At 42.6% G+C, this 20,890-nt stretch carries 24 protein-coding genes; 20 read left to right on the top strand and 4 right to left on the bottom strand.

Annotated elements, in window-relative coordinates:
- Positions 1-6: 6 nt before the first annotated feature.
- The gene (locus RZ44_RS11130; protein ID WP_074431613.1) at positions 7-141 is read right to left on the bottom strand and encodes a YqzM family protein; all 135 of its coding nucleotides are present in this window, start codon (positions 139-141) and stop codon (positions 7-9) included.
- An 89-nt stretch (positions 142-230) separates the two neighbouring features.
- Here RZ44_RS11130 and holA point away from each other — a divergent pair, with 89 nt between their 5' ends.
- Positions 231-1,193 (top strand): DNA polymerase III subunit delta, encoded by a 963-nt coding sequence (gene holA / locus RZ44_RS03545; RefSeq protein ID WP_052108771.1) that lies wholly within the window; start codon positions 231-233, stop codon positions 1,191-1,193.
- A 40-nt stretch (positions 1,194-1,233) separates the two neighbouring features.
- On the opposite strand, the gene rpsT is transcribed toward holA, so the two are convergent.
- Positions 1,234-1,479, bottom strand: coding sequence for a 30S ribosomal protein S20 (rpsT, locus tag RZ44_RS03550; protein ID WP_035808562.1), 246 nt, complete (start codon positions 1,477-1,479; stop codon positions 1,234-1,236).
- Positions 1,480-1,640: 161 nt separating this feature from the next.
- On the opposite strand from rpsT, the gene lepA reads away from it, so the two are divergent.
- The 19 genes from lepA (at position 1,641) to recO (ending at position 18,543) form a co-directional block, all read left to right on the top strand.
- Entirely contained in the window at positions 1,641-3,464 is a 1,824-nt protein-coding gene (gene lepA / locus RZ44_RS03555) for a translation elongation factor 4 (RefSeq protein WP_035808564.1), read from the top strand.
- Positions 3,465-3,519: 55 nt separating this feature from the next.
- Entirely contained in the window at positions 3,520-4,632 is a 1,113-nt protein-coding gene (hemW, locus tag RZ44_RS03560; protein ID WP_035808566.1) for a radical SAM family heme chaperone HemW, read from the top strand.
- 95 nt (positions 4,633-4,727) lie between these two features.
- Positions 4,728-5,696, top strand: a complete 969-nt coding sequence (gene hrcA, locus RZ44_RS03565) for a heat-inducible transcriptional repressor HrcA (RefSeq protein WP_052108774.1) — start codon at positions 4,728-4,730, stop codon at positions 5,694-5,696.
- Between the two features lie 3 nt (positions 5,697-5,699).
- The gene (gene grpE, locus RZ44_RS03570) at positions 5,700-6,314 is read left to right on the top strand and encodes a nucleotide exchange factor GrpE (RefSeq protein ID WP_035808569.1); all 615 of its coding nucleotides are present in this window, start codon (positions 5,700-5,702) and stop codon (positions 6,312-6,314) included.
- A 28-nt stretch (positions 6,315-6,342) separates the two neighbouring features.
- The gene (dnaK, locus tag RZ44_RS03575; RefSeq protein ID WP_035808571.1) at positions 6,343-8,184 is read left to right on the top strand and encodes a molecular chaperone DnaK; all 1,842 of its coding nucleotides are present in this window, start codon (positions 6,343-6,345) and stop codon (positions 8,182-8,184) included.
- An 83-nt stretch (positions 8,185-8,267) separates the two neighbouring features.
- Entirely contained in the window at positions 8,268-9,389 is a 1,122-nt protein-coding gene (gene dnaJ / locus RZ44_RS03580; RefSeq protein WP_035808578.1) for a molecular chaperone DnaJ, read from the top strand.
- Between the two features lie 3 nt (positions 9,390-9,392).
- Positions 9,393-10,328 carry a 50S ribosomal protein L11 methyltransferase gene (gene prmA / locus RZ44_RS03585; RefSeq protein ID WP_035808580.1) on the top strand — a complete coding sequence of 312 codons (936 nt, stop codon included), beginning with the start codon at positions 9,393-9,395 and terminating at the stop codon, positions 10,326-10,328.
- The gene (locus RZ44_RS03590; protein WP_035808582.1) at positions 10,328-11,044 is read left to right on the top strand and encodes an RsmE family RNA methyltransferase; all 717 of its coding nucleotides are present in this window, start codon (positions 10,328-10,330) and stop codon (positions 11,042-11,044) included. Before prmA ends, RZ44_RS03590 begins: the two co-directional genes overlap by 1 nt.
- Positions 11,045-11,096: 52 nt before the next feature.
- Positions 11,097-11,762, top strand: coding sequence for a deoxyribose-phosphate aldolase (gene deoC / locus RZ44_RS03595; RefSeq protein ID WP_035808584.1), 666 nt, complete (start codon positions 11,097-11,099; stop codon positions 11,760-11,762).
- A 101-nt stretch (positions 11,763-11,863) separates the two neighbouring features.
- On the top strand, positions 11,864-12,040 hold the full coding sequence (gene rpsU / locus RZ44_RS03600; protein WP_026858185.1) for a 30S ribosomal protein S21: 177 nt from the start codon (positions 11,864-11,866) through the stop codon (positions 12,038-12,040).
- A 146-nt stretch (positions 12,041-12,186) separates the two neighbouring features.
- On the top strand, positions 12,187-12,849 hold the full coding sequence (locus RZ44_RS03605) for an NfeD family protein (RefSeq protein ID WP_231856247.1): 663 nt from the start codon (positions 12,187-12,189) through the stop codon (positions 12,847-12,849).
- An 18-nt stretch (positions 12,850-12,867) separates the two neighbouring features.
- Positions 12,868-13,875 carry a flotillin-like protein FloA gene (gene floA, locus RZ44_RS03610; protein WP_035808588.1) on the top strand — a complete coding sequence of 336 codons (1,008 nt, stop codon included), beginning with the start codon at positions 12,868-12,870 and terminating at the stop codon, positions 13,873-13,875.
- A gap of 13 nt (positions 13,876-13,888) precedes the next feature.
- Complete coding sequence (locus RZ44_RS03615; protein WP_035808590.1) at positions 13,889-14,524, top strand: hypothetical protein; 636 nt, start codon at positions 13,889-13,891, stop codon at positions 14,522-14,524.
- 182 nt (positions 14,525-14,706) lie between these two features.
- Positions 14,707-15,660, top strand: a complete 954-nt coding sequence (locus RZ44_RS03620; RefSeq protein ID WP_035808592.1) for a PhoH family protein — start codon at positions 14,707-14,709, stop codon at positions 15,658-15,660.
- Positions 15,657-16,118, top strand: a complete 462-nt coding sequence (gene ybeY, locus RZ44_RS03625; protein WP_035808595.1) for an rRNA maturation RNase YbeY — start codon at positions 15,657-15,659, stop codon at positions 16,116-16,118. The genes RZ44_RS03620 and ybeY overlap by 4 nt, the downstream gene beginning before the upstream one ends.
- A gap of 1 nt (position 16,119) precedes the next feature.
- Positions 16,120-16,455 carry a diacylglycerol kinase family protein gene (locus RZ44_RS03630; protein ID WP_035808597.1) on the top strand — a complete coding sequence of 112 codons (336 nt, stop codon included), beginning with the start codon at positions 16,120-16,122 and terminating at the stop codon, positions 16,453-16,455.
- A 17-nt stretch (positions 16,456-16,472) separates the two neighbouring features.
- On the top strand, positions 16,473-16,880 hold the full coding sequence (gene cdd, locus RZ44_RS03635; RefSeq protein ID WP_035808602.1) for a cytidine deaminase: 408 nt from the start codon (positions 16,473-16,475) through the stop codon (positions 16,878-16,880).
- Complete coding sequence (gene era, locus RZ44_RS03640; RefSeq protein ID WP_035808604.1) at positions 16,880-17,785, top strand: GTPase Era; 906 nt, start codon at positions 16,880-16,882, stop codon at positions 17,783-17,785. The genes cdd and era overlap by 1 nt, the downstream gene beginning before the upstream one ends.
- A 14-nt stretch (positions 17,786-17,799) precedes the next feature.
- Positions 17,800-18,543, top strand: a complete 744-nt coding sequence (gene recO / locus RZ44_RS03645; RefSeq protein WP_035808607.1) for a DNA repair protein RecO — start codon at positions 17,800-17,802, stop codon at positions 18,541-18,543.
- 46 nt (positions 18,544-18,589) lie between these two features.
- On the opposite strand, the gene RZ44_RS03650 is transcribed toward recO, so the two are convergent.
- Positions 18,590-19,195, bottom strand: a complete 606-nt coding sequence (locus RZ44_RS03650) for an SCO family protein (protein WP_035808609.1) — start codon at positions 19,193-19,195, stop codon at positions 18,590-18,592.
- A gap of 79 nt (positions 19,196-19,274) precedes the next feature.
- Positions 19,275-20,651, bottom strand: coding sequence for a glycine--tRNA ligase (locus RZ44_RS03655; protein ID WP_035808611.1), 1,377 nt, complete (start codon positions 20,649-20,651; stop codon positions 19,275-19,277).
- Positions 20,652-20,890: the final 239 nt, after the last annotated feature.

Here is a 20,890-nt window from a genome sequence, read left to right on the forward strand (position 1 = left end):
TATCGATTATCCCGCTACGATAGCGAAGATTTGTGGAATGACATAAATTACAGTAAGTGCCACGAATCCAACTATGAAAGCAAGACCAGCGTCGATAACGTCATTGTTTTTTGACTGAACATTTTTCTCAAACTTATTCATGTAATTACCCCCTAAACACTTACTTACAGTATAGGCTAAATTTAATTAAAAAGCTATAATAGATTTATAAACTTTAAGGAGCATTATTTATGGAACTGCTGCAACTTCTGTATGGCACAAATATTATCCGCATAGAAGATAAAATTAAAAGTATCGCGAAAGAATACGTCGGCACGCTCGACGATTTTAACTATACAAAATTAAACTTTAAGGAAACTCCGGTTGAACAAATTATAGAAGAAGCACAGACACTGCCGTTTCTTGCTGACAAAAAAGTCATTGTCGTTGAAGAGGCTGTGCTGTTTACTGCTCAAAAGACCGGGTCGGCTGTAAATCATAATATCGATCTGCTTATCGACTACATTACTAATAAGAGCGATGATACGCTGATTATCTTTGCAGTTATTTCAGAGAAACTGGACAAACGCAAAAAAATTACGAAGCTGATTGCCGAACGGGGCAGACAGATTGAAATTAATGAAATGAACGAAAAAGAGCTGATGAATTACGTCCGTTCCGTGTTTGACAGAAACGATCTTGAAATTTCATCAGAAGCACTGGAGCTGCTCCTTGAAAAAACGAGTTATAAATACGAAGCGGTACATAACGAAGTGACAAAACTGGTGCTGTATGCTGACGGTAATATTACGGTGGATGATGTCGAAAATGTCGTGAGTGTGTCACTGGAACAGAATGTTTTTCTGCTCACTGACTTTATATTAAAAAACGAAAAGCAGAAAGCTGTTAATCTGGCAAGAGAACTTATTCTTCAAAAAGAAGAGCCGATGAAGCTGCTTCACCTCGTGATCGGCCAGTTCAGACTGCTCTATCAGGTGAAAATTTTAAACGGGGAAGGGTATCAGGAGGACAATATCGCGCGTACGCTTAAAGTTCATCCGTACCGCGTGAAACTCGCTCAGAGACATACGAGAAAGTATCCGCTCGATGTACTGCTCGAAAAAATGGTGATCTGCCGGGATATCGATTACAAGTTTAAATCGAGCTATCTCGACCGGGACGCGCTGTTTGAATTATTCATTCTTGAAATATAAAAGACAAAATAAAAAAACCTTCATAATGAAGGTTTTTTTATTAGTTAGCCATTAATTTTGATTTCATACGGCTCGCTTTGTTAGCATGAATGTGATTGCGTTTAGCAGCTTTGTCAACAAGTTTGACAGCTTTAGAAACTAATTCAGCTTTGTTCTCAGCGTTCTCACTCTTAGCAGTTTCAGCTTGTTTAACTGCAGTACGCATAGCGTTTTTCTGAGCGATATTAAGATTCTGAGCAGCTTCGTTAGTTTTTACACGTTTGATTGCTGATTTAATATTAGGCATAATGTCACCTCCGACATAAAGTTGTACAACTTTTATTGCAACAACAGATATTTTACCAAATCTAAACTTATTATGCAATAATCAATCCGAAATGAATTGAAGTTAGTGCCATGCATTGATATAATTATAACATTGTAAACATGAAGAGAGTTGGATTTTAAATGAACAATATGGAACGTTTGAAAAGACAGGAAAATATAAGGAACTTCTCTATCATTGCTCATATAGATCACGGTAAGTCATCTTTGGCTGATAGGTTACTCGAAAACACACGCTCGGTTGAAGGCCGGGATATGAAAGCGCAGCTTTTGGATTCAATGGATATTGAAAGAGAACGCGGTATTACAATCAAGCTTAATGCTGTCCGTTTAAAGTATACGGCAAAAGACGGCGAGGAATATACTTTCCATCTTATCGATACGCCGGGACACGTCGACTTCACATATGAAGTATCGCGTTCGCTCGCGGCATGTGAAGGGGCTATACTCGTCGTTGATGCAGCGCAGGGTATCGAGGCGCAGACACTGGCTAACGTTTACCTTGCGCTCGATAACGACCTTGAGCTGATTCCGGTCGTAAACAAAATCGACCTGCCGGCAGCAGATCCGGACAGAGTTGCAGCAGAAGTTGAAGATGTTATCGGTCTGCCGCAGGAAGATGCGATCTACGCTTCTGCCAAGGCGAATATCGGTATTGAGGAAATACTCGAGCGAATCGTTCAGGAAGTTCCGGCACCGCAGGGTGACCCGGAGGCACCTTTAAAAGCGTTAATTTTTGACTCTGTATTCGACCCGTACCGCGGTGTTATTTCATCGATCAGAATTGTCGACGGCACTGTGAGAGCGGGAGATAAAATCCGTATGATGTCATCGGGCAAGGAATTCGAAGTTAACGAAGTCGGTATCAACACACCGAAACAGCTTGCTGTCGATGAACTGACTGTCGGCGATGTTGGATACATTTCGGCATCGATTAAAAAAGTCGGTGATTCACTTGTCGGTGATACGATTACAAGTGCCGAAAACCCTGCACCAAAACCGCTCCAGGGGTATAAGAAGATGAACCCGATGGTATTCTGCGGAATCTATCCAATCGATTCTTCAAAGTACAACGACCTGCGTGAAGCGCTTGAAAAGCTTGAACTGAACGACTCATCGCTTCAATATGAACCGGAGACATCACAGGCGTTAGGTTTCGGCTTCCGTACGGGATTCCTCGGCCTTCTGCACATGGAAATTGTTCAGGAGAGAATTGAGAGAGAATTCGGTATCGACCTGATTGCGACAGCACCGTCTGTTATATACAGCGTCGACCTGACTGACGGCACTGAAGTCAGAGTGGATAACCCGGCACAGATGCCGGACCCGCAAAAAATCGACAAAATTCATGAGCCATACGTTAAAGCGCAGATTATGGTACCGAACGATTATGTCGGTGCAGTAATGGAACTCTGCCAGAAAAAACGCGGTAACTTTATGACGATGGATTATCTCGATGATGTGCGTGTTAACATCATTTACGAAATTCCGTTATCGGAAATTGTGTTCGACTTCTTCGATCAGCTGAAGTCTCACACGAAAGGCTACGCATCGCTTGATTATGACCTGATCGGATACAAGGAATCGAAACTTGTGAAGATGGACATTCTGCTTAATTCTGAAAAAGTTGATGCTCTGAGCTTTATCGTTCACAGAGACTTTGCATACGACCGCGGAAAAGCAATTGTCGACAAGCTTAAAAATATCATTCCGAGACAGCAGTTCGAAGTGCCTGTACAGGCGGCAATCGGACAGAAGATTGTATCGAGAACGAATATTAAGTCGATGGGTAAAAACGTTCTGTCGAAATGTTACGGCGGAGACATATCGCGTAAGAAGAAATTATTAGAGAAACAAAAAGAAGGTAAGAAGAAGATGAAAGCTGTAGGAAGTGTTGAAATTCCACAGGAAGCTTTCCTTGCCGTCTTAAAAATGGATGATGAATAAAAAACACCCGGAGGAGAAATCATTTGATTTCTCCTCTAATTTTAGGAGGAATTTAATGGATAGTATGTATGTCCATATCCCGTTCTGCAACCGCATCTGCACATATTGCGACTTCAACAAGGTGCTCATTAAAAATCAGCCGGTCGATGATTATATTACGGCGCTGATTGCCGAACTGAAATCGCACGGCAGACAGACGCTTAAAACGATATACGTCGGCGGGGGAACGCCTACAGCTTTAACAGTTGAACAGCTGGACCGCCTGCTTAAATTTATGACGGATCAGTTTACGGTAACGGATGAATTTACATTTGAAGCCAATCCCGACGAACTGACGACAGACAAACTCGATGTGCTGCATAACTACGGTGTAAACCGGGTAAGCCTTGGTGTGCAGACTTTTAATAACGACCTGTTAAAAGTACTCGGGCGTACGCACAACTTCGATGATATTTTCAAGAGTATCAACCATCTGGAGAAAATCGGTCTGACAAATTATTCGCTGGATCTGATGTATAATCTTCCCGGTGAAACATTTGAAGATATCGATATGAGTTTAAAATACGTCAGCGAACTGCAGCCGAAACACATTTCCTGGTACTCGCTGATTATTGAACCGCACACTGTTTTTTACAATAAAATCAATCAGGGCAAGATGAGTATCGCCGGCAGTCTGGAAGAAGGCGAAAAATACGATAAAGTCATCGGGGGACTGGGCGCACTCGGTTATCCGCAGTATGAGATATCAAACTTCGCTGTCAGTGAATACGAATCGATGCACAACAAGACATACTGGCTGAATGAACCATATATCGGTGCCGGCGCGGGCAGTCACGGTTATACAGGAAAATACAGATACTACAACATAAAACCGGTGAATCATTATATTAATAATATGAACGAACACGGTACCGTCGTAAAAGAAAAACTGGAGCTGACGGACAGCGATAAATTTGAAGAGGAAATGTTTTTGGGCCTGCGCTTAAATAAAGGTGTATCCGAGGCGCGTTTTATGGAAAAATACGGCCTGCCTGTCGATGCAGTTTACGGCGATGTACTGAATCGTCTGACGGAGCGGAAACTCCTTAAAAGACATGATGGATATATTGCTTTAACCGAAGCGGGGCGCATGATCGGCAACGATGTTTTCGTCGAATTTCTGCTGTAGAAAATTAATGCGGATGTTCCTTGTTGACATTCTTTGACCTATTTGATAAATTATATTTAGCACTTAGGAGACAAGAGTGCTAACGAGGTGATTCTTTGCTGACGGAAAGGCAGGAAATCATACTTACATTTATCGTAGATGATTTCTTAAATGTAATGACACCCATAAGTTCTAAATATTTACTCGACAAATATAAGTTCGATGTTTCAAGCGCCACCATCAGAAATGAAATGGCAGTACTTGAAAAAGAAGGCTTTTTAATTAAGACGCATACGTCATCCGGACGGATGCCGTCGAGAAAAGCGCTTAAATTCTACATCGAAGAACTTAAACAGAACATTGAACAATCACCGGCAAAGTCTTTTGAGCTCTATTCGGGCACTGACAATCTGGAAAATCTTACAGATGAACTTGCGCTGACAATAAGCGACCGGACGAAGTATTTAACTCAGGTGTCGCTGAAGGCGGATAATGAAACTGTAAAAGGTCTCTATATTACGCCGCTGACGGATACAGCGAGTATCGCAATAATCGTTTTAAACAGCGGGTCAGTCAGGCAGATGCCTGTGAAAACGAACCGTGACGTAACGATTGATGATTTCCAGAAGCTGAGCAATATTTTTAATGAACTGCTGCTCGATAAAAATCTTGGAGACACCCGTGTCATCTTAAAAAACAACGCTCACATCCCGCCGGAGATAAGAGGTCTGTATGATCAGGTAACCGCTCAGATTATGGCATCTGTCGATGCCGGAAAACGGACGATTGGTCATGCCGGGTTCAATTATTTACTGCAGGACATGAGAAACGAAGTGGAGACGCTTGAACACCTGTACGATGATATCGAGTCAGAAGCACTGTACAACTCGGTGGAACAGCGGGCATCAAACGATGTGGATATTTACTTCGGTGATGAACTGGATGAAAGTTATAAATCACTTTCAGTCGTTACAACGAATTTTGAGCATGCTGGACTGAGTGGTAATTTAATTGTTGTCGGTCCGGAACTGATGGGCTACAAAAATGTTATTAAATTACTTCACTCGTTAAAAAAAGGAGTGTAGGCATTGACTAACGAAGAAGAAAAAGACACAGCTGTTAATGAAACTTCAGAAACTGCTCCGGAGGAAACGAAGGAGCAGGCTGATACTGAAGCCGCAGCTGAAACTGAAAAAACGGAGACTGAAGAAGCTCCGGCAGAAGAAACTGCCAAAGAGACTGAAGAGGTTACAGAAGAAGACGAAATTTCTGCATTGAAAGAACAGATCGAAGAAAGTGAGAACAAGTACTTGAAACTCTATGCAGAGTTTGAAAACTTTAAGCGCAGAAACCGCCAGGAAGCTGAAATTAATAACAAGTACAAGGATCAGAAGTTTGCTGAAAATCTGCTGCCTGTACTCGACAATCTGGAACGCGCACTTGCAATCGACGGCACAGATGAAAGTTTTATCGCCTTAAACAAAGGTGTTGAAATGGTGTACAACAACCTTGTTGAAACACTGGAAAAACATGACATTAAAGCGATTGATGCTCTTGATCAGCCATTCGATCCGAACTTCCATCAGGCAGTAATGACCGAAGCGTCTGACAAAGACAGCGACATCGTGATTGAAGAATTCCAAAAAGGTTATATATTAAAAGACCGTGTCATCAGACCGACAATGGTTAAAGTAAGCGAATAATATTTAAATTAATTGGAGGAATATATAAATGAGTAAAGTAATCGGTATAGACTTAGGAACAACTAACTCAGTAGTATCAATTTTAGAAGGCGGCGAGCCGAAAGTAATTCAAAACGCTGAAGGTAACCGTACAACACCTTCTGTAGTATCATTTAAAAATGGTGAACGCCAGGTTGGTGAAGTAGCTAAACGCCAGGCAATCACAAACCCTAACACTATTATGTCAGTTAAAAGACATATGGGTACTGACCATGTAGAAAAAGTGGAAGATAAAGAATATACACCTCAGGAAATTTCAGCAATGATTTTACAGAACTTAAAAGAAACAGCTGAAAGCTATTTAGGTGAAAAAGTAACTAAAGCAGTCGTTACAGTACCTGCATACTTCAACGACTCAGAACGTCAGGCGACTAAAGACGCAGGACGCATTGCAGGTCTTGAAGTTGAGCGTATTATTAACGAGCCGACTGCAGCAGCACTTGCATACGGACTTGATAAGCAGGATAAAGAAGAAAATATCCTGGTATTTGACCTTGGCGGCGGTACGTTTGACGTATCTATTTTAGAACTTGGCGACGGTGTATTCGACGTACTTGCAACTGCAGGTGACAACCGTCTCGGCGGTGACGACTTCGATGATATCGTAATCGACTTCCTTGTAGACACATTCAAACAGGAAAACGGCATCGACTTATCTAAAGACAAAATGGCAATGCAGCGTCTGAAAGATGCAGCTGAGAAAGCTAAGAAAGACTTATCAGGCGTATCTTCAACACAAATCTCATTACCGTTCATCTCAGCAGGTGAAGCAGGACCGTTACACCTTGAAACAACATTATCACGTGCGAAGTTCGAAGAACTGACTCACAAACTTGTTGAAAGAACGATGGGACCTGTACGTCAGGCAATTAAAGATGCCGGCATCAGCAAATCAGAAATCGACGAAATCATTTTAGTCGGCGGTTCAACTCGTATTCCTGCAGTTCAGGATGCAATTACAAAAGAACTTGGCAAAGAACCTAACCGCAGTGTTAACCCTGACGAAGTAGTAGCAATGGGTGCAGCTGTACAGGGCGGTGTGTTAACTGGTGATGTTCAGGATGTCGTATTACTTGACGTTACTCCTTTATCACTGGGTATCGAAACGATGGGGAATGTATCTACAGTTCTGATCGAAAGAAATACTACGATTCCGACGAGCAAATCACAGGTATTCTCTACAGCAGCTGACAACCAGCCGGCAGTGGACATTCACGTTGTACAGGGTGAAAGACCGATGGCAAGCGACAACAAGACTTTAGGTCGTTTCCAGTTAACAGATCTTCCACCGGCACCAAAAGGTGTTCCTCAGATTGAAGTTACTTTCGACATCGACAAGAACGGTATCGTAAACGTAACTGCAACTGACAAAGGTACAGGCAAAGAACAGAAGATTACTATCGAATCAAGCTCTAACCTGACTGACGAAGATATCGACAGAATGGTTAAGGAAGCAGAAGAAAATGCTGACGCGGACAAAGCGAAAAAAGAAGAAGCTGAACTTCGCAATGAAGCAGACCAGTTAATCTTCTCTGCTGACAAAGCTGTTGAAGATCTTGGAGATAAAGTTGAAGCTTCTGAAAAAGAAGACATCGACAAAGCTAAAGAAGAACTTAAGACAGCACTTGAAGGAACAGACCTTGAAGAAATCAAGACTAAGAAAGAAGCACTTGAGCAGGCAGTTCAGGGAGTTACTACTAAACTTTATGAACAGATGGCTCAGGAGCAGCAGGAAGGTGCAGCGGATGCAGGCGCAGAAGCAGGATATGCTGATGACGATGTAATCGATGCGGATTATAAAGAAGTAGACGACGAAGAAGATAAAAAATAAATCTTCAACACTCAAGTCAAAGCCAAACGCATTGGCTTTGACTTTTTTAAATGGTATTATATTCACTGTTGGAGGGAAAAATTGTGGCTAAAAGAGACTTTTATGAAATACTCGGTTTAGATAAAAATGCAACACAGGATGAAATAAAGAAAGCGTACCGCAAACTGTCAAAGAAATATCATCCGGATATGAAAGATGGTTCCGATGAGAAATTTAAAGAAGTAGCGGAAGCATACGAAGTACTGTCAGATGATAACAAACGTGCGCAGTACGACCGTTTCGGCCATGAAGGCATGAACTCACAAGGCGGCTTCGGCGGCGGTGGATTCGGAGGAGGCGGCGGTTTTGGCGGCTTCGAAGATATCTTCAGTTCATTTTTCGGCGGGGGCGGACAGCGTGATCCGAACGCACCGCAAAAAGGTGACGATCTGCAGTACACGATGACAATTTCATTTGAAGAAGCTGTTTTCGGTGCAACTAAAACAGTCACGATTAAAAAAGACGTTGTGTGTGATGTCTGTGACGGTGACGGGACTAAACCCGGCACATCAAAATCCACATGTAAAACATGTTCAGGTGCAGGTAATGTAGCAGTTGAACAGAACACACCATTTGGCCGCGTACAGACGCAGCGTACATGTCCGACATGTGGAGGTACAGGACAGGAAATCGAACACGCCTGCGACAAGTGTAACGGACACGGCACAGTATCGAAAAATGTTGATATCGAAGTTACGATACCGGAAGGTATTGATAACGGCCAGCAGATCCGTCTGTCAGGTCAGGGTGAACCGGGTGTTAACGGCGGACCGGCCGGAGATCTGTATATCGTCTTCAGAGTGAAACAGGATAACAAATTCACGCGGGACGGCGACGACATTCACTACGAACTTAAAATTTCATTCGCCCAGGCAGCACTTGGTGACGAGCTGAAAGTTCCGACAATCAATTCGTCGGTAATGCTGACAATTCCTGCAGGTACACAGTCGGGCAGACGCTTCAGACTGAAAGAAAAAGGTGTTAAAAACGTGCAGGGCTTCGGCTACGGTGACCAGTACGTTACTGTAACGGTTGTTACACCGACACGTCTGTCAGAGCAGGAACGCGAGGTATTTAAGAAACTGGCTGATATTAACGGTGAAGACATCAGCGAGCAGCAGGAAAATATTTTTGATAAAACAAAACGATTCTTTAAAGGTGAGTAGACTATGAAATGGCATGAAGTCAGTATAAGCACTAAGGAAGAGAACGAAGAGCAGTTTTCGATTTTCCTGAACACAATCTCAAAAGGTGTATCAATCGAGCACTCCGTGGATATTTTAAAAGCAAAAACAGATAATTTTGACGAAAAGTTCCGTCTGGACCCGAAAGATTATCCGGACAGCGATATTAGAATTCTCGTATATTTTGATGAAACATACGATATCGATGAACAGCTTGCAGAAATTAAGGCGTTTATCGACGAGGCGGTGCTCGTGCATAAAGAGGAAATTGAAATTAACAGCAGTATGATTGATGAAATGGACTGGGAAAATGAATGGAAGAAATACTTCCACAATTTCAAAGTCGGCAGAAACTTCTTCATCGTTCCTTCATGGGAATATGCTGACGTCGATATTGCCGACAGCGACAAAGTGATTAAAATTGATCCGGGTATGGCTTTCGGTACAGGAGATCACGCGACGACAAGTCTGTGTCTGACATTCCTTGAAGATGTCATTAAACCTGAAGATAAAGTTATCGATGTCGGTACCGGTTCGGGTATTCTGTCAATCGGCGCTTATCTGCTCGGTGCACGCGATATTAAAGCGACTGACATCGATGAACTGTCACTGCAGGTATCAAAAGAAAACTTCGCACTGAATGACTGTGAGGAGAATATTACAGTTATGCCTGCAGATCTGCTGAAAGATGAAACGGATCAGTACGACGTCATTGTTGCAAATATACTTGCTCATATAATAGATGATATGATTGATGACGCATATAATCTGCTCAATAATAACGGTCGATTTATCGCGTCGGGTATTATTACAGAGAAGCGCGATGACATTATCAATCATATGAAACAGGCCGGATTTTCAATTACAGACGTACTTGAAGAAGAGGGCTGGGTTGCAATCTTAGCTGAGAAGGTGGCATAATGCAGCGTTATTTTATCGAAGGAACGGTATCGCTGAATGAAGACTGCGTGATGGATGAAAAGCATATCCATCACATTAAAAATGTGATGCGTGCGAAAACCGGTGATGAGTTTAACGTCGTCGACAGTACGGGAAGCGCATATCTTGTGCGTCTGACTGACATTGATCCGGTAACATACACAGTGCTTGAATCGCTTCAGGCGGAAGTGGAGCTTCCGATAGATATAACATTGTATTCACCTTTATTAAAAGGGGATAAGATGGATGTTGTTATTCAGAAATCCACCGAACTCGGTGTGCATGAATTTATACTGTATAAAGCGGACCGCAGCGTCGTAAAACTCAATGGTAAAAAAGAGGCCAGCCGCCTGTCCCGCTATGAAAAAATTGCGCGCGAGGCTGCCGAACAGAGCAGGCGGACCAAAATTCCGGCAATATCATTTGCAGGCAGTTTAAAAGCGGTGGATTTTACAAAATATGATCTCGTCTTATTCGCATATGAAGATAATAATCTTACAGGACGTTCGATTAAAGATGTTCTCAAAGAGTATAACGCCAAAACAGCGGCGGTCGTATTCGGGCCGGAAGGCGGATTTACAGAGGCGGAAGCGGCACTGTTCGGCACTTACGAAAACGTCGCACTCGGACGCAGAATTTTAAGAGCTGAAACAGCGCCGCTTTATGCACTTTCTGTTATCGGAAGCTACTATGAATAGCTGTTTTGTGCTATTATTACATGGAATATAAATTATTGGGAGTGTCTTTAAAATGAACGTAGCAAAATATATTGATCACACATTACTTAAACCGGAAGTGACGGATAAAGAAATCGCAGTATTATGCGAAGAAGCACACGAACACGGTTTCTTCAGCGTCTGCATTCAGCCTGCATGGGTTAAATTTGCAGCTGAGAAACTTGCAGACAGTGAAGTTAAAGTATGTACTGTAATCGGCTTCCCTCACGGTGTGACAACTTCAGAGGTAAAAGCATTTGAAACGAAAGATGCGATTGCAAACGGTGCGGATGAAGTGGATATGGTCATCAACATCGGCCAGCTTAAAGCAGGCAACCTTGATTACGTTAAAGAAGATATCAAGAGCGTTGCAGACGCGGCAAACAAAGAAGCACTTGTTAAAGTAATCATTGAATCTTCACTGCTTACTGAAGATGAAATCGTTACAGCTTCAAAACTTTCAAAAGAAGCAGGGGCTGACTTCGTTAAAACATCCACAGGATTCAACGGCGGCGGAGCGACAGTGGAAGCTGTAGCACTTATGCGTCTGACTGTAGGAGAAGACATGGGCGTTAAAGCAAGCGGCGGTGTCCGTTCTGCTGAAGATGCACTTAAGATGATCGAGACAGGTGCAACGAGAATTGGTGCATCAAGCGGTATCGCAATTGTAAGCGGTGCAGTTTCAGACAGCGATTATTAAATTTCAGTTGACTGAAAACCAAATAATATATTATAATACTAAAGTACATAGTACACACTATGTGAATTAGCCTTTTGCATTATCGGAGGGAGGGAAAACAAATGTCAAAAACAGTTGTTAAGCAAAACGAACCAATTGAAGATGCTCTTCGTCGTTTCAAGCGTACAGTATCTAAAAACGGTACGATTCAAGAAGCACGTAAAAGAGAGTTTTACGAAAAACCAAGCGTAAAACGTAAGAAGAAATCTGAAGCTGCGCGTAAGCGTAAGTTCAAGTAATATCACTCTTCCCTCTGATAAGTGATATATTATAAAACAGCGTACATAATTGTGCGCTGTTTTTTTGCATCTCCATTTCATATTTGAGCGCAGTTAATGTATAATTGAAATCAAGAGGGATGTACATGGGAGGCTCGTATTTATATATGACAAACAATATATTACAATTTTATATAGATGCAGTGACTTCACCCGTTGTCGCATTTCTATTATTATCAATATTCTTCCTTGGTTTGGTGTATCAGCTCTTCTCTGAAAGAATAAATATCGTCGGCATACTCGCCGTGTTATCGATTTTTATCTTCTTTTCGGGTCACCTTCTTTCCGGCGACGGTAACATGCTGACACTGATACTGATTCTCGTGAGCGGTTTTCTTATTCTGATTGAGTTTTTTATCATCGGAACACTGCTCGGTATTCTCGGCGTACTGGTATTCTGTGTGAGTATTTTAACAGTCAGCGGTAATGTATTATTGTACAGTATTTTCTTAGCCGTAATTTTTGTTATGGTGATTATAGAGTGGGTGATATTTGTGAAACATAAGAAGCGTAAGATTCCTTTTCTCAGCCGTTTAATTTTAAACGATGCGACAGATAAAGAATCAGGTTATACATCATTCGATGACAGATCACATTTAGTCGGTGAAATCGCGGAATCGCACACAGTGCTCAGACCTTCCGGGACAATCCGTCTCGGTGACGAGCGCATCGATGCTGTTGCAGAAGGCTCGTATATTCCGGCTGATGTAAAAGTTAAGATTATTTTTGTGGAAGGTACAAGAGTTGTCGTCAGACCAGTGGAAGATTAAAAACAAGGAGAGTGGAGAATGAATTTAGCATTTATTACAGGCGGTGCGATTTTTACGCTGCTGATTTTCGTCGTAGCAATTATTGTATTCGCATTTATCCTGTCATTTGTTCCAATCGGTTTATGGATCTCAGCAGTTGCTGCAGGTGTTAAAGTAGGAATCTTTACATTGGTGGGTATGCGTTTAAGAAGAGTTAAACCTAAACGCGTTATCGAACCGATGATTAAAGCGCACAAAGCGGGCATTCAGCTGACTACCAACCAGCTCGAGTCCCACTTCTTAGCGGGCGGTAACGTCGACCGCGTAGTGGACGCATTAATCGCTGCCCAGCGTGCAGATATCAACTTAACATTTGAGCGCTGTGCTGCAATTGACCTTGCAGGCCGTGACGTACTGGAAGCAGTACAGATGTCGGTTAATCCGAAAGTTATCGAAACACCATTTATCGCAGGTGTTGCGGTTGATGGTATCGAAGTTAAAGCGAAAGCAAGAATTACAGTAAGAGCGAACATCGAACGTCTTGTCGGTGGTGCCGGAGAAGATACAATCATCGCACGTGTCGGTGAGGGTGTAATCTCAACTATCGGTTCTTCAACGAAACACGCAGAGGTTCTTGAAAACCCGGAACGTATTTCACAGACTGTATTAGCTAAAGGTCTCGATGCAGGTACAGCATTTGAAATTCTTTCGATTGATATTGCAGATGTGGATATCGGTAAAAACATCGGTGCGGATCTTCAGACGGAACAGGCTGAGGCAGATAAGAAAATTGCCCAGGCTAAAGCCGAAGAACGCCGCGCAATGGCTGTAGCGCAGGAGCAGGAAATGCAGGCCCGCGTACAGGAAATGAGAGCGAAAGTAGTAGAAGCAGAATCCAGAGTACCTCTTGCATTTGCCAAAGCATTGGAAGATGGAAATATATCAGCAGCTGATTATTACGATCTGAAAAATGTCGAAGCAGATACCAGCATGAGAGATTCAATTAACAAAATGACAAACCCTACACAGTTTAACGAAGAAGAATAGGGTGTGATATAGTATGGAGCTTATTCCACTACTAATTATCGTCCTCGGTATAGTCTCATCAATAGCAGGAAGTAAGAAAAACAAAGAGCAGGAAGGTAAACGAAACATCGATACTTCTAAACTGGATAGAAGACAAAACTCTGCTCCGCGTAAGAGACAGCCTGACCGTGAGACGACAGCGAATGAACAAAAAGGGTTCTTCCAGACGCTGCAAGAGGCATTTGATGAAGAATTCAACACTGAGAATACAAAACAGCACCGGGAGAGAAAAACTGAATCTGCTCAGCCGGCAGCAGGTGCAAACCGTGAGGTAACGTCCCGCAGCAGATCTGAACGACAGACAGCGGAACGCCCGGCGCGCGAAACAATCCAGAAAGCACGGGAACGTGCGGCTGAAACGACGAAAGAAGAGTACGACAGACGTTTCGGCAAAGCTGAGAAACCAATGAGTGATATTGCAGATGAAGTACGTCATTTATCCGGCGATGACAGCACGAAAATGCCTAAACGCAGCACGAAAAAGCCGGAACGTAAAATGTCATCAGATGATCTGGCATTTGATTCGAAATCATTTGTCAACGGCATCATTATGTCGGAGATCCTCGGTAAGCCGAAGTCCAAACAGAAATCACGCAGAAAACTTGGCTGATATTTTATAAAACCAGGCGGGCAGGGAGAAATCCCTGCCCGTTTTTTTGTGCCGGAAGATACAGAACCGGCAGTTAAAAACCGGGTGGTAAACTATGTTCTCGGTATGTCCTGAATTAATTGCAGTCAGCTATTGATAGTGGTAAATTTAAATAGACAAGACTATTATAAAGGGGTTTGTAAATGCCTAATATTATTAATATAGACAGCCTTGACGAAGCTCAGGCTTTAATAGGTGCAAATGATGCACACATCACATATCTCGAGGAGGAATTCGACGTTAAGGTTCATACGCTCGGCAATGAAATTACAGTCAGCGGCGAAATCGAAGAGAACGTTGAACTTGTTGAGGATGTGCTGCTTCACTTATTAAAAATAATCCAGCGCGGTATGTCGATTTCTTTAAGAGATGTACAGTCGGCTGCAATGATGGCTAAAAACGATACCATCGAATATTTACAAGATCTTTATAACGAGGAAATCGCAAAAGATGTAAAAGGCAAAAGCATTAAAGCGAAGACAACCGGACAGCGTATGTATGTCGACAACATCCGGAAACATGATTTAACGTTCGGTATCGGTCCGGCGGGTACAGGGAAAACGTTCCTCGCTGTCGTTATCGCATGCCAGATGCTCCGTGAAAACCAGATTAAACGCATCGTACTGACGCGTCCTGCTGTTGAAGCCGGTGAAAACCTCGGTTTCCTGCCGGGTGACTTAAAAGAAAAGGTAGACCCTTATCTCCGTCCGTTGTATGATGGTTTACACGCAGTGCTCGGTGCAGAAACGACTGACCGTCTGATTGAGCGCGGTGTTATAGAAGTTGCACCGCTTGCCTACATGCGCGGACGTACGCTTAATGAAGCATTTGTTATTCTCGATGAAGCGCAGAATACAACAGAAATGCAGATGAAAATGTTCCTTACACGTCTCGGATTCGGTTCTAAAATGGTCGTGACAGGTGACGAAACGCAAATTGACCTTCCGGGATCGACGAAGAGCGGACTGGTTGAATCGGTTAAACGCCTCGAGAATATTAAGGGGATCGCTATTAAACGCATGGATGAAACAGATGTGGTGAGACATCCGCTCGTTTCCAAAATAATTCTTGCGTATGAAAAGGACACAAACTTATGATTAATATAGATTTTATTAACGATGATAATTTTGTAAATGACAACGAACTTAACGAAATTTCCGAGCTGTTAACTTTCGCATACGGCCATCTTGAAGAAGAAGGTGATGCAGAGGTTTCTGTATCATTTGTCTCCAATGAGGAAATTCAAAATATCAACAGGGATTACCGCAATAAAGACAGTGTCACGGACGTTATTTCTTTTGCGCTGGAAGAAGATGATATGAACATTATACATGAAGATGCCCAGCGTACACTCGGCGACATCATCATCAGTACCGACCGTGCAAAAGAACAGGCGGAAGACTACGGTCACAGCTACCGCCGCGAACTGCTGTTTTTAAGCCTTCACGGTTTCCTTCATCTGTTGGGTTACGATCATATGGAGAGTGATGAAGAAGCGGAAATGAACGGCAAACAGGAAGAGATTTTAAACGCTTTCGGTGTGACACGCGATTAATTTGAAGCGGTTTAAACATCCTCTCCATGGAATAATCCAGCTGTTCAGGAAAGATAAAAAATTTTTACTGCACTGTATAATTGCAGCGGCAGCAGTGATTATCTGTTCGCTTGTAAACATTACCGCAGTGGAATGGTTATTTATTATAACCGCAATATTTTTAGTACTGATTACAGAAGTATTAAACAGTGCAATAGAATATACGGTGGATTTAGTTACCGGCGATTACCATATACTTGCCCGCTATGCGAAAGATATCGCAGCAGCGGCAGTACTCCTCGCGAGCATATATGCTGTAATCGTCGGTATGGTCATCCTCATACCGTATTTTGTTTAAAATAAGGAGGACATCAGATGAACGACGGAATTTTTAAAAAAGAATGGCTGACAGAAGTATTGGAAGCCCAGTCACGCGCGTATACTCCATACTCAAACTTTAACGTGGGCGCGCTGTTAATTACAGAAGACGATGAATATATTTACGGTGCAAATATTGAAAACGCAGCTTATCCTGCGTCAATCTGCGCTGAGCGGACTGCACTTGTCAGCGCATATGCAAACAACAAAAAGAAGTTTAAGGCAATCGTTATCGTAACGGATGCGCCCGGACCTGCGAGTCCGTGCGGTGTCTGCAGACAGGTGATGAAAGAATTGTGCCATGATGAGATGCCTGTGTATTTAACGAGTAAAACAGGTGAAGTAATAAAACGGACGGTAGACGATCTGCTGCCGCTCGGTTTTAGCGGGAAGGATATGGACTAATGGATTTTGGCGGATTTAAATCAGGTTTCGTCAGCATTATCGGGCGTCCAAACGTAGGTAAATCCACGTTTATGAATAAGGTTCTCGGACAGAAAGTCGCGATTATGTCGGACAAACCGCAGACGACAAGAAACAAAATACAAGGCGTATATACGAAAGATAATTCCCAGATGATTTTTATCGATACACCGGGAATCCACAAACCGAAACATCAGCTCGGCGAGCATATGATGAAAGTCGCACGCAACACACTCCGTGAAACAGAAGTGATTCTGTTTATTATTAACGCTGCAGAGGAAATCGGCCGCGGTGACGAGTTTATTATCGATATGCTGAAAAACACGAAGACACCGATTATTTTAGTGCTGAACAAAATCGATCTGATTCATCCGGACGATTTAATCAAACAGATTGAAGTATATAAAGATAAGCTGAATTTCAGCGATGTCGTACCGATTTCTGCACTGCAGGGCAACAATATCGACCGTCTTTTAGGCGTCATTGAATCACATCTTCCGGAAGGGCCGATGTACTATCCGGAAGACCGTATTACGGACCATCCGGAACACTTTATTGTAAGTGAACTAATCCGTGAAAAAGCACTGCACAGACTGAGTCAGGAACTGCCTCATGCAATCGGTGTGGAAGTCCTGAAGATGAAAGGCGACGACGGCGGTAAAGTCAGAGTTGAAGCATTGATTTACGTTGAACGCGAATCGCAAAAAGGAATGGTTATCGGTAAAGGCGGTAAGATGCTGAAAGAAATCGGCCGTGAAGCACGCATGGATATCGAGAACCTGCTCGGCAGCAAAGTGTTTCTTGAACTGTGGGTTAAAGTGCAAAAAGACTGGCGCAATAAACCGACGTTCATCAGATCGCTCGGGTATAAAGACGAAGAATACTAAAACTGGGTGAGATAATGATCTATCAACAGACTGGTATGATGATCCGGCAGACGAGCTACAGCGAGTCCAGCCGGATTATTACTATACTGACAGAAAGCGGGGAGCAGGTACCGCTGATGGCGAGAGGATTCAATAAACCGAGAAACCAGTTTATTACGCTCCGCCAGGGGTATCTTGAAGCGCTGTTTACGTACAACCGTTTTAAAGGAATGGGCACGCTGAACGATGTCGATGTCACTGAACGGTATAAAAATGTAAATGAAAATTTCGATGTTTATACTCATGCCAGCTATATACTGGAAGTGATTACAAGAGCGCTTGAAGATGATATAGCTGAACCGGGTTATTACAGACTGCTGAAAAAAGCATTTAAACTGCTTGATGAAGGCAATTCAACATATGGTGTGACATCGCTCGTGCTCGTAAAAATGCTGCCCGCTTACGGCGGTCAGCTAAATCTTGGCAGCTGTGCTGTCTGCGGCAGGAATGACTACAAAAAATACAGTCACTATTCGTTTAAATATCACAATGTATTGTGCTGTGACTGTCTGACAGATGACACGCTGGAGCGTGCAATACCTGTCAGCAACAGGGTGCTGTACTTTGCACTGTACCTGCAGTTGGTCAGACTCGATGATATAAACAGCGTTAAACTGTCAAATGAAACCGGCAGGCAGCTGCTCAAATTTATCGAAGTGATTTACGATGAATACAGCGGTGTATATTTCAGAAGTAAAAAAATGATAGACCCGCAATAAAAAAGCGTCCCGATGAGATAATGTCATCGGGACGCTTTTAAGTATACTATTTCAAATTACCTGTCATCATTTTAACATCTTTAATAATTTCTTCTGTTTCAAATTTATTATCTCCTGCATCGACACCGGTATAGTCTTTGATCAGCGTGCCGTTTTCATCGATCAGATATATTGCTGTACCGTGGAGTACCTGGTTGGACCCGTCCTGCGGCAGCTTAATAATAGACTTGAAGTTGTTCAGCGCATAGTCCCGCATGTATTCAAATTCATATCCGGTGAGGAGATGCCACTCAATGGACTCTCCCGGGCTGTACCAGCTCATATATTCCGAGAGCACTTCAGGTGTATCCGTATCGGGATCCACTGAAAAGCTTAACACACCGACATTTTCAAGATCCGCTTTTTCAAGATCCTGAGTCAGTTCGGTCATATTCTGTGTCATGGGCGGGCAGACTGTTATACATTGTGTGAAAATCAGGTTGGCCAGCCAGACTCTGCCTTCCATATTTTCGGATGTAAAAGTTTCATTATGCTGATTAACAGCTTCAAATTCCTCAAGTGTATTGCCGTAGTATGACATCGGCTCAACTTTGTTACTGCCGCATGCAGCCAGTAACAAGACAAGCGCAATCAGCAGCGTGCTTCTAAACATAAGCGTCCTCCATTAAACTTAAATAATCTTAACTTTATGTATAAAAGGGTGCCTCAAATAAATTGAGGCACCGCAATTATTAAAACTTAATTCTTGATGACAGGAAATCGTGAAGTTCGTCAATTGCAATACGAGTCTGTTCCATCGTATCACGGTCTCTTACTGTAACTTTTTTGTCTTCAACTGAATCGAAATCGAATGTAATACAGTACGGCGTACCGATTTCATCCTGACGGCGGTAACGTTTACCGATTGACTGTGATTCATCGAATTCAATGTTAAAGTCAGCTGCAAGCAGGCTGTATACTTCCATCGCTTCGCTGCTTAATTTTTTCGATAAAGGAAGAACTGCCGCTTTATACGGTGCAAGAGCAGGGTGGAAACGCAATACTGTGCGTGATTCACCGTTCTCAAGCTCTTCCTCTTCGTATGCATCTGTTAAGAATGCAAGCGTCATACGGTCGAGACCGAGTGACGGCTCGATGCAGTAAGGAATATATTTTTCGTTCGTTTCAGGATCGTGATATCTGAAATCTTCTTTTGAGTGTTCCATGTGCTGTCTTAAGTCGTAGTCTGTACGGCTTGCAACACCCCAAAGTTCACCCCAGCCGAACGGGAATTTGTACTCGATATCAGTTGTTGCGTTCGAGTAGTGAGACAGTTCGTCTTCATCATGTTCTCTTAAACGTGTTCTTTCTTCGTTTAAGTTTAAATCTTTCAGCCATTTAACAGCGAAATCTTTCCAGTAAGTCTGCCATTCCATTTCAGTACCCGGCTTACAGAAGAACTCGAGTTCCATCTGGTCGAATTCACGTGTTCTGAATGTGAAGTTACCCGGTGTAATTTCGTTACGGAAGGATTTACCGATTTGTCCGATACCGAATGGAAGTTTTTTACGCATTGAGCGCTGAACGTTTTTATAGTTTACGAAAATACCCTGTGCAGTTTCAGGACGCAGGAATAATTCGTTAGTTGAACCTTCAGTAACACCCTGGAATGTTTTGAACATTAAATTGAACTGGCGGATATCAGTATAGTCGTGTGCACCGCATGTCGGACAGTCGATGTTCTTGTCATCGATAATTTCTTTCATTGCATCGAATGACAGACCGTCTGCAACAAAAGTATCGTCTTCTTTCTGCATAACATCTTCAATCAGTTTGTCTGCACGGTGACGTGACTTACATGATTTACAGTCAATCATCGGGTCATTGAAGTTGTTTAAATGACCTGAAGCATCCCATGTTTTAGGGTTCATTAAGATTGCAGCATCCAGTCCGACGTTGTAAGGCGATTCCTGAATGAATTTTTTCCACCATGCAGCCTTAACGTTGTTTTTTAATTCGATGCCAAGTGGACCGTAATCCCATGTGTTGGCAAGTCCGCCATAGATTTCACTGCCGGGAAAAACAAATCCTCTTGTTTTTGCCAGGTTAACAATTGTGTCCATGTTCATAGTTAATGCAGCTCCTTTTAATTTTTAATTTATATATAAAAAGTCCCCGGACAGCATTAAAAAATGCTATCCAGGGACGAGCGTTGCCCGCGGTTCCACCCAATTTAGTAAGAAAACTCGCTTTTATATATAAAATTAATTATATTTGTTAAAATTATGCCATTTTTAGTTGCCGGGCTCACACCATTCCCAACTCGCTTACGGCTATTATATAATTAGAGCAGAATGAATGCAAGTAC

This window comes from Jeotgalicoccus saudimassiliensis (assembly GCF_000756715.1).
Classification (GTDB): Bacteria; Bacillota; Bacilli; order Staphylococcales; family Salinicoccaceae; genus Jeotgalicoccus; species Jeotgalicoccus saudimassiliensis.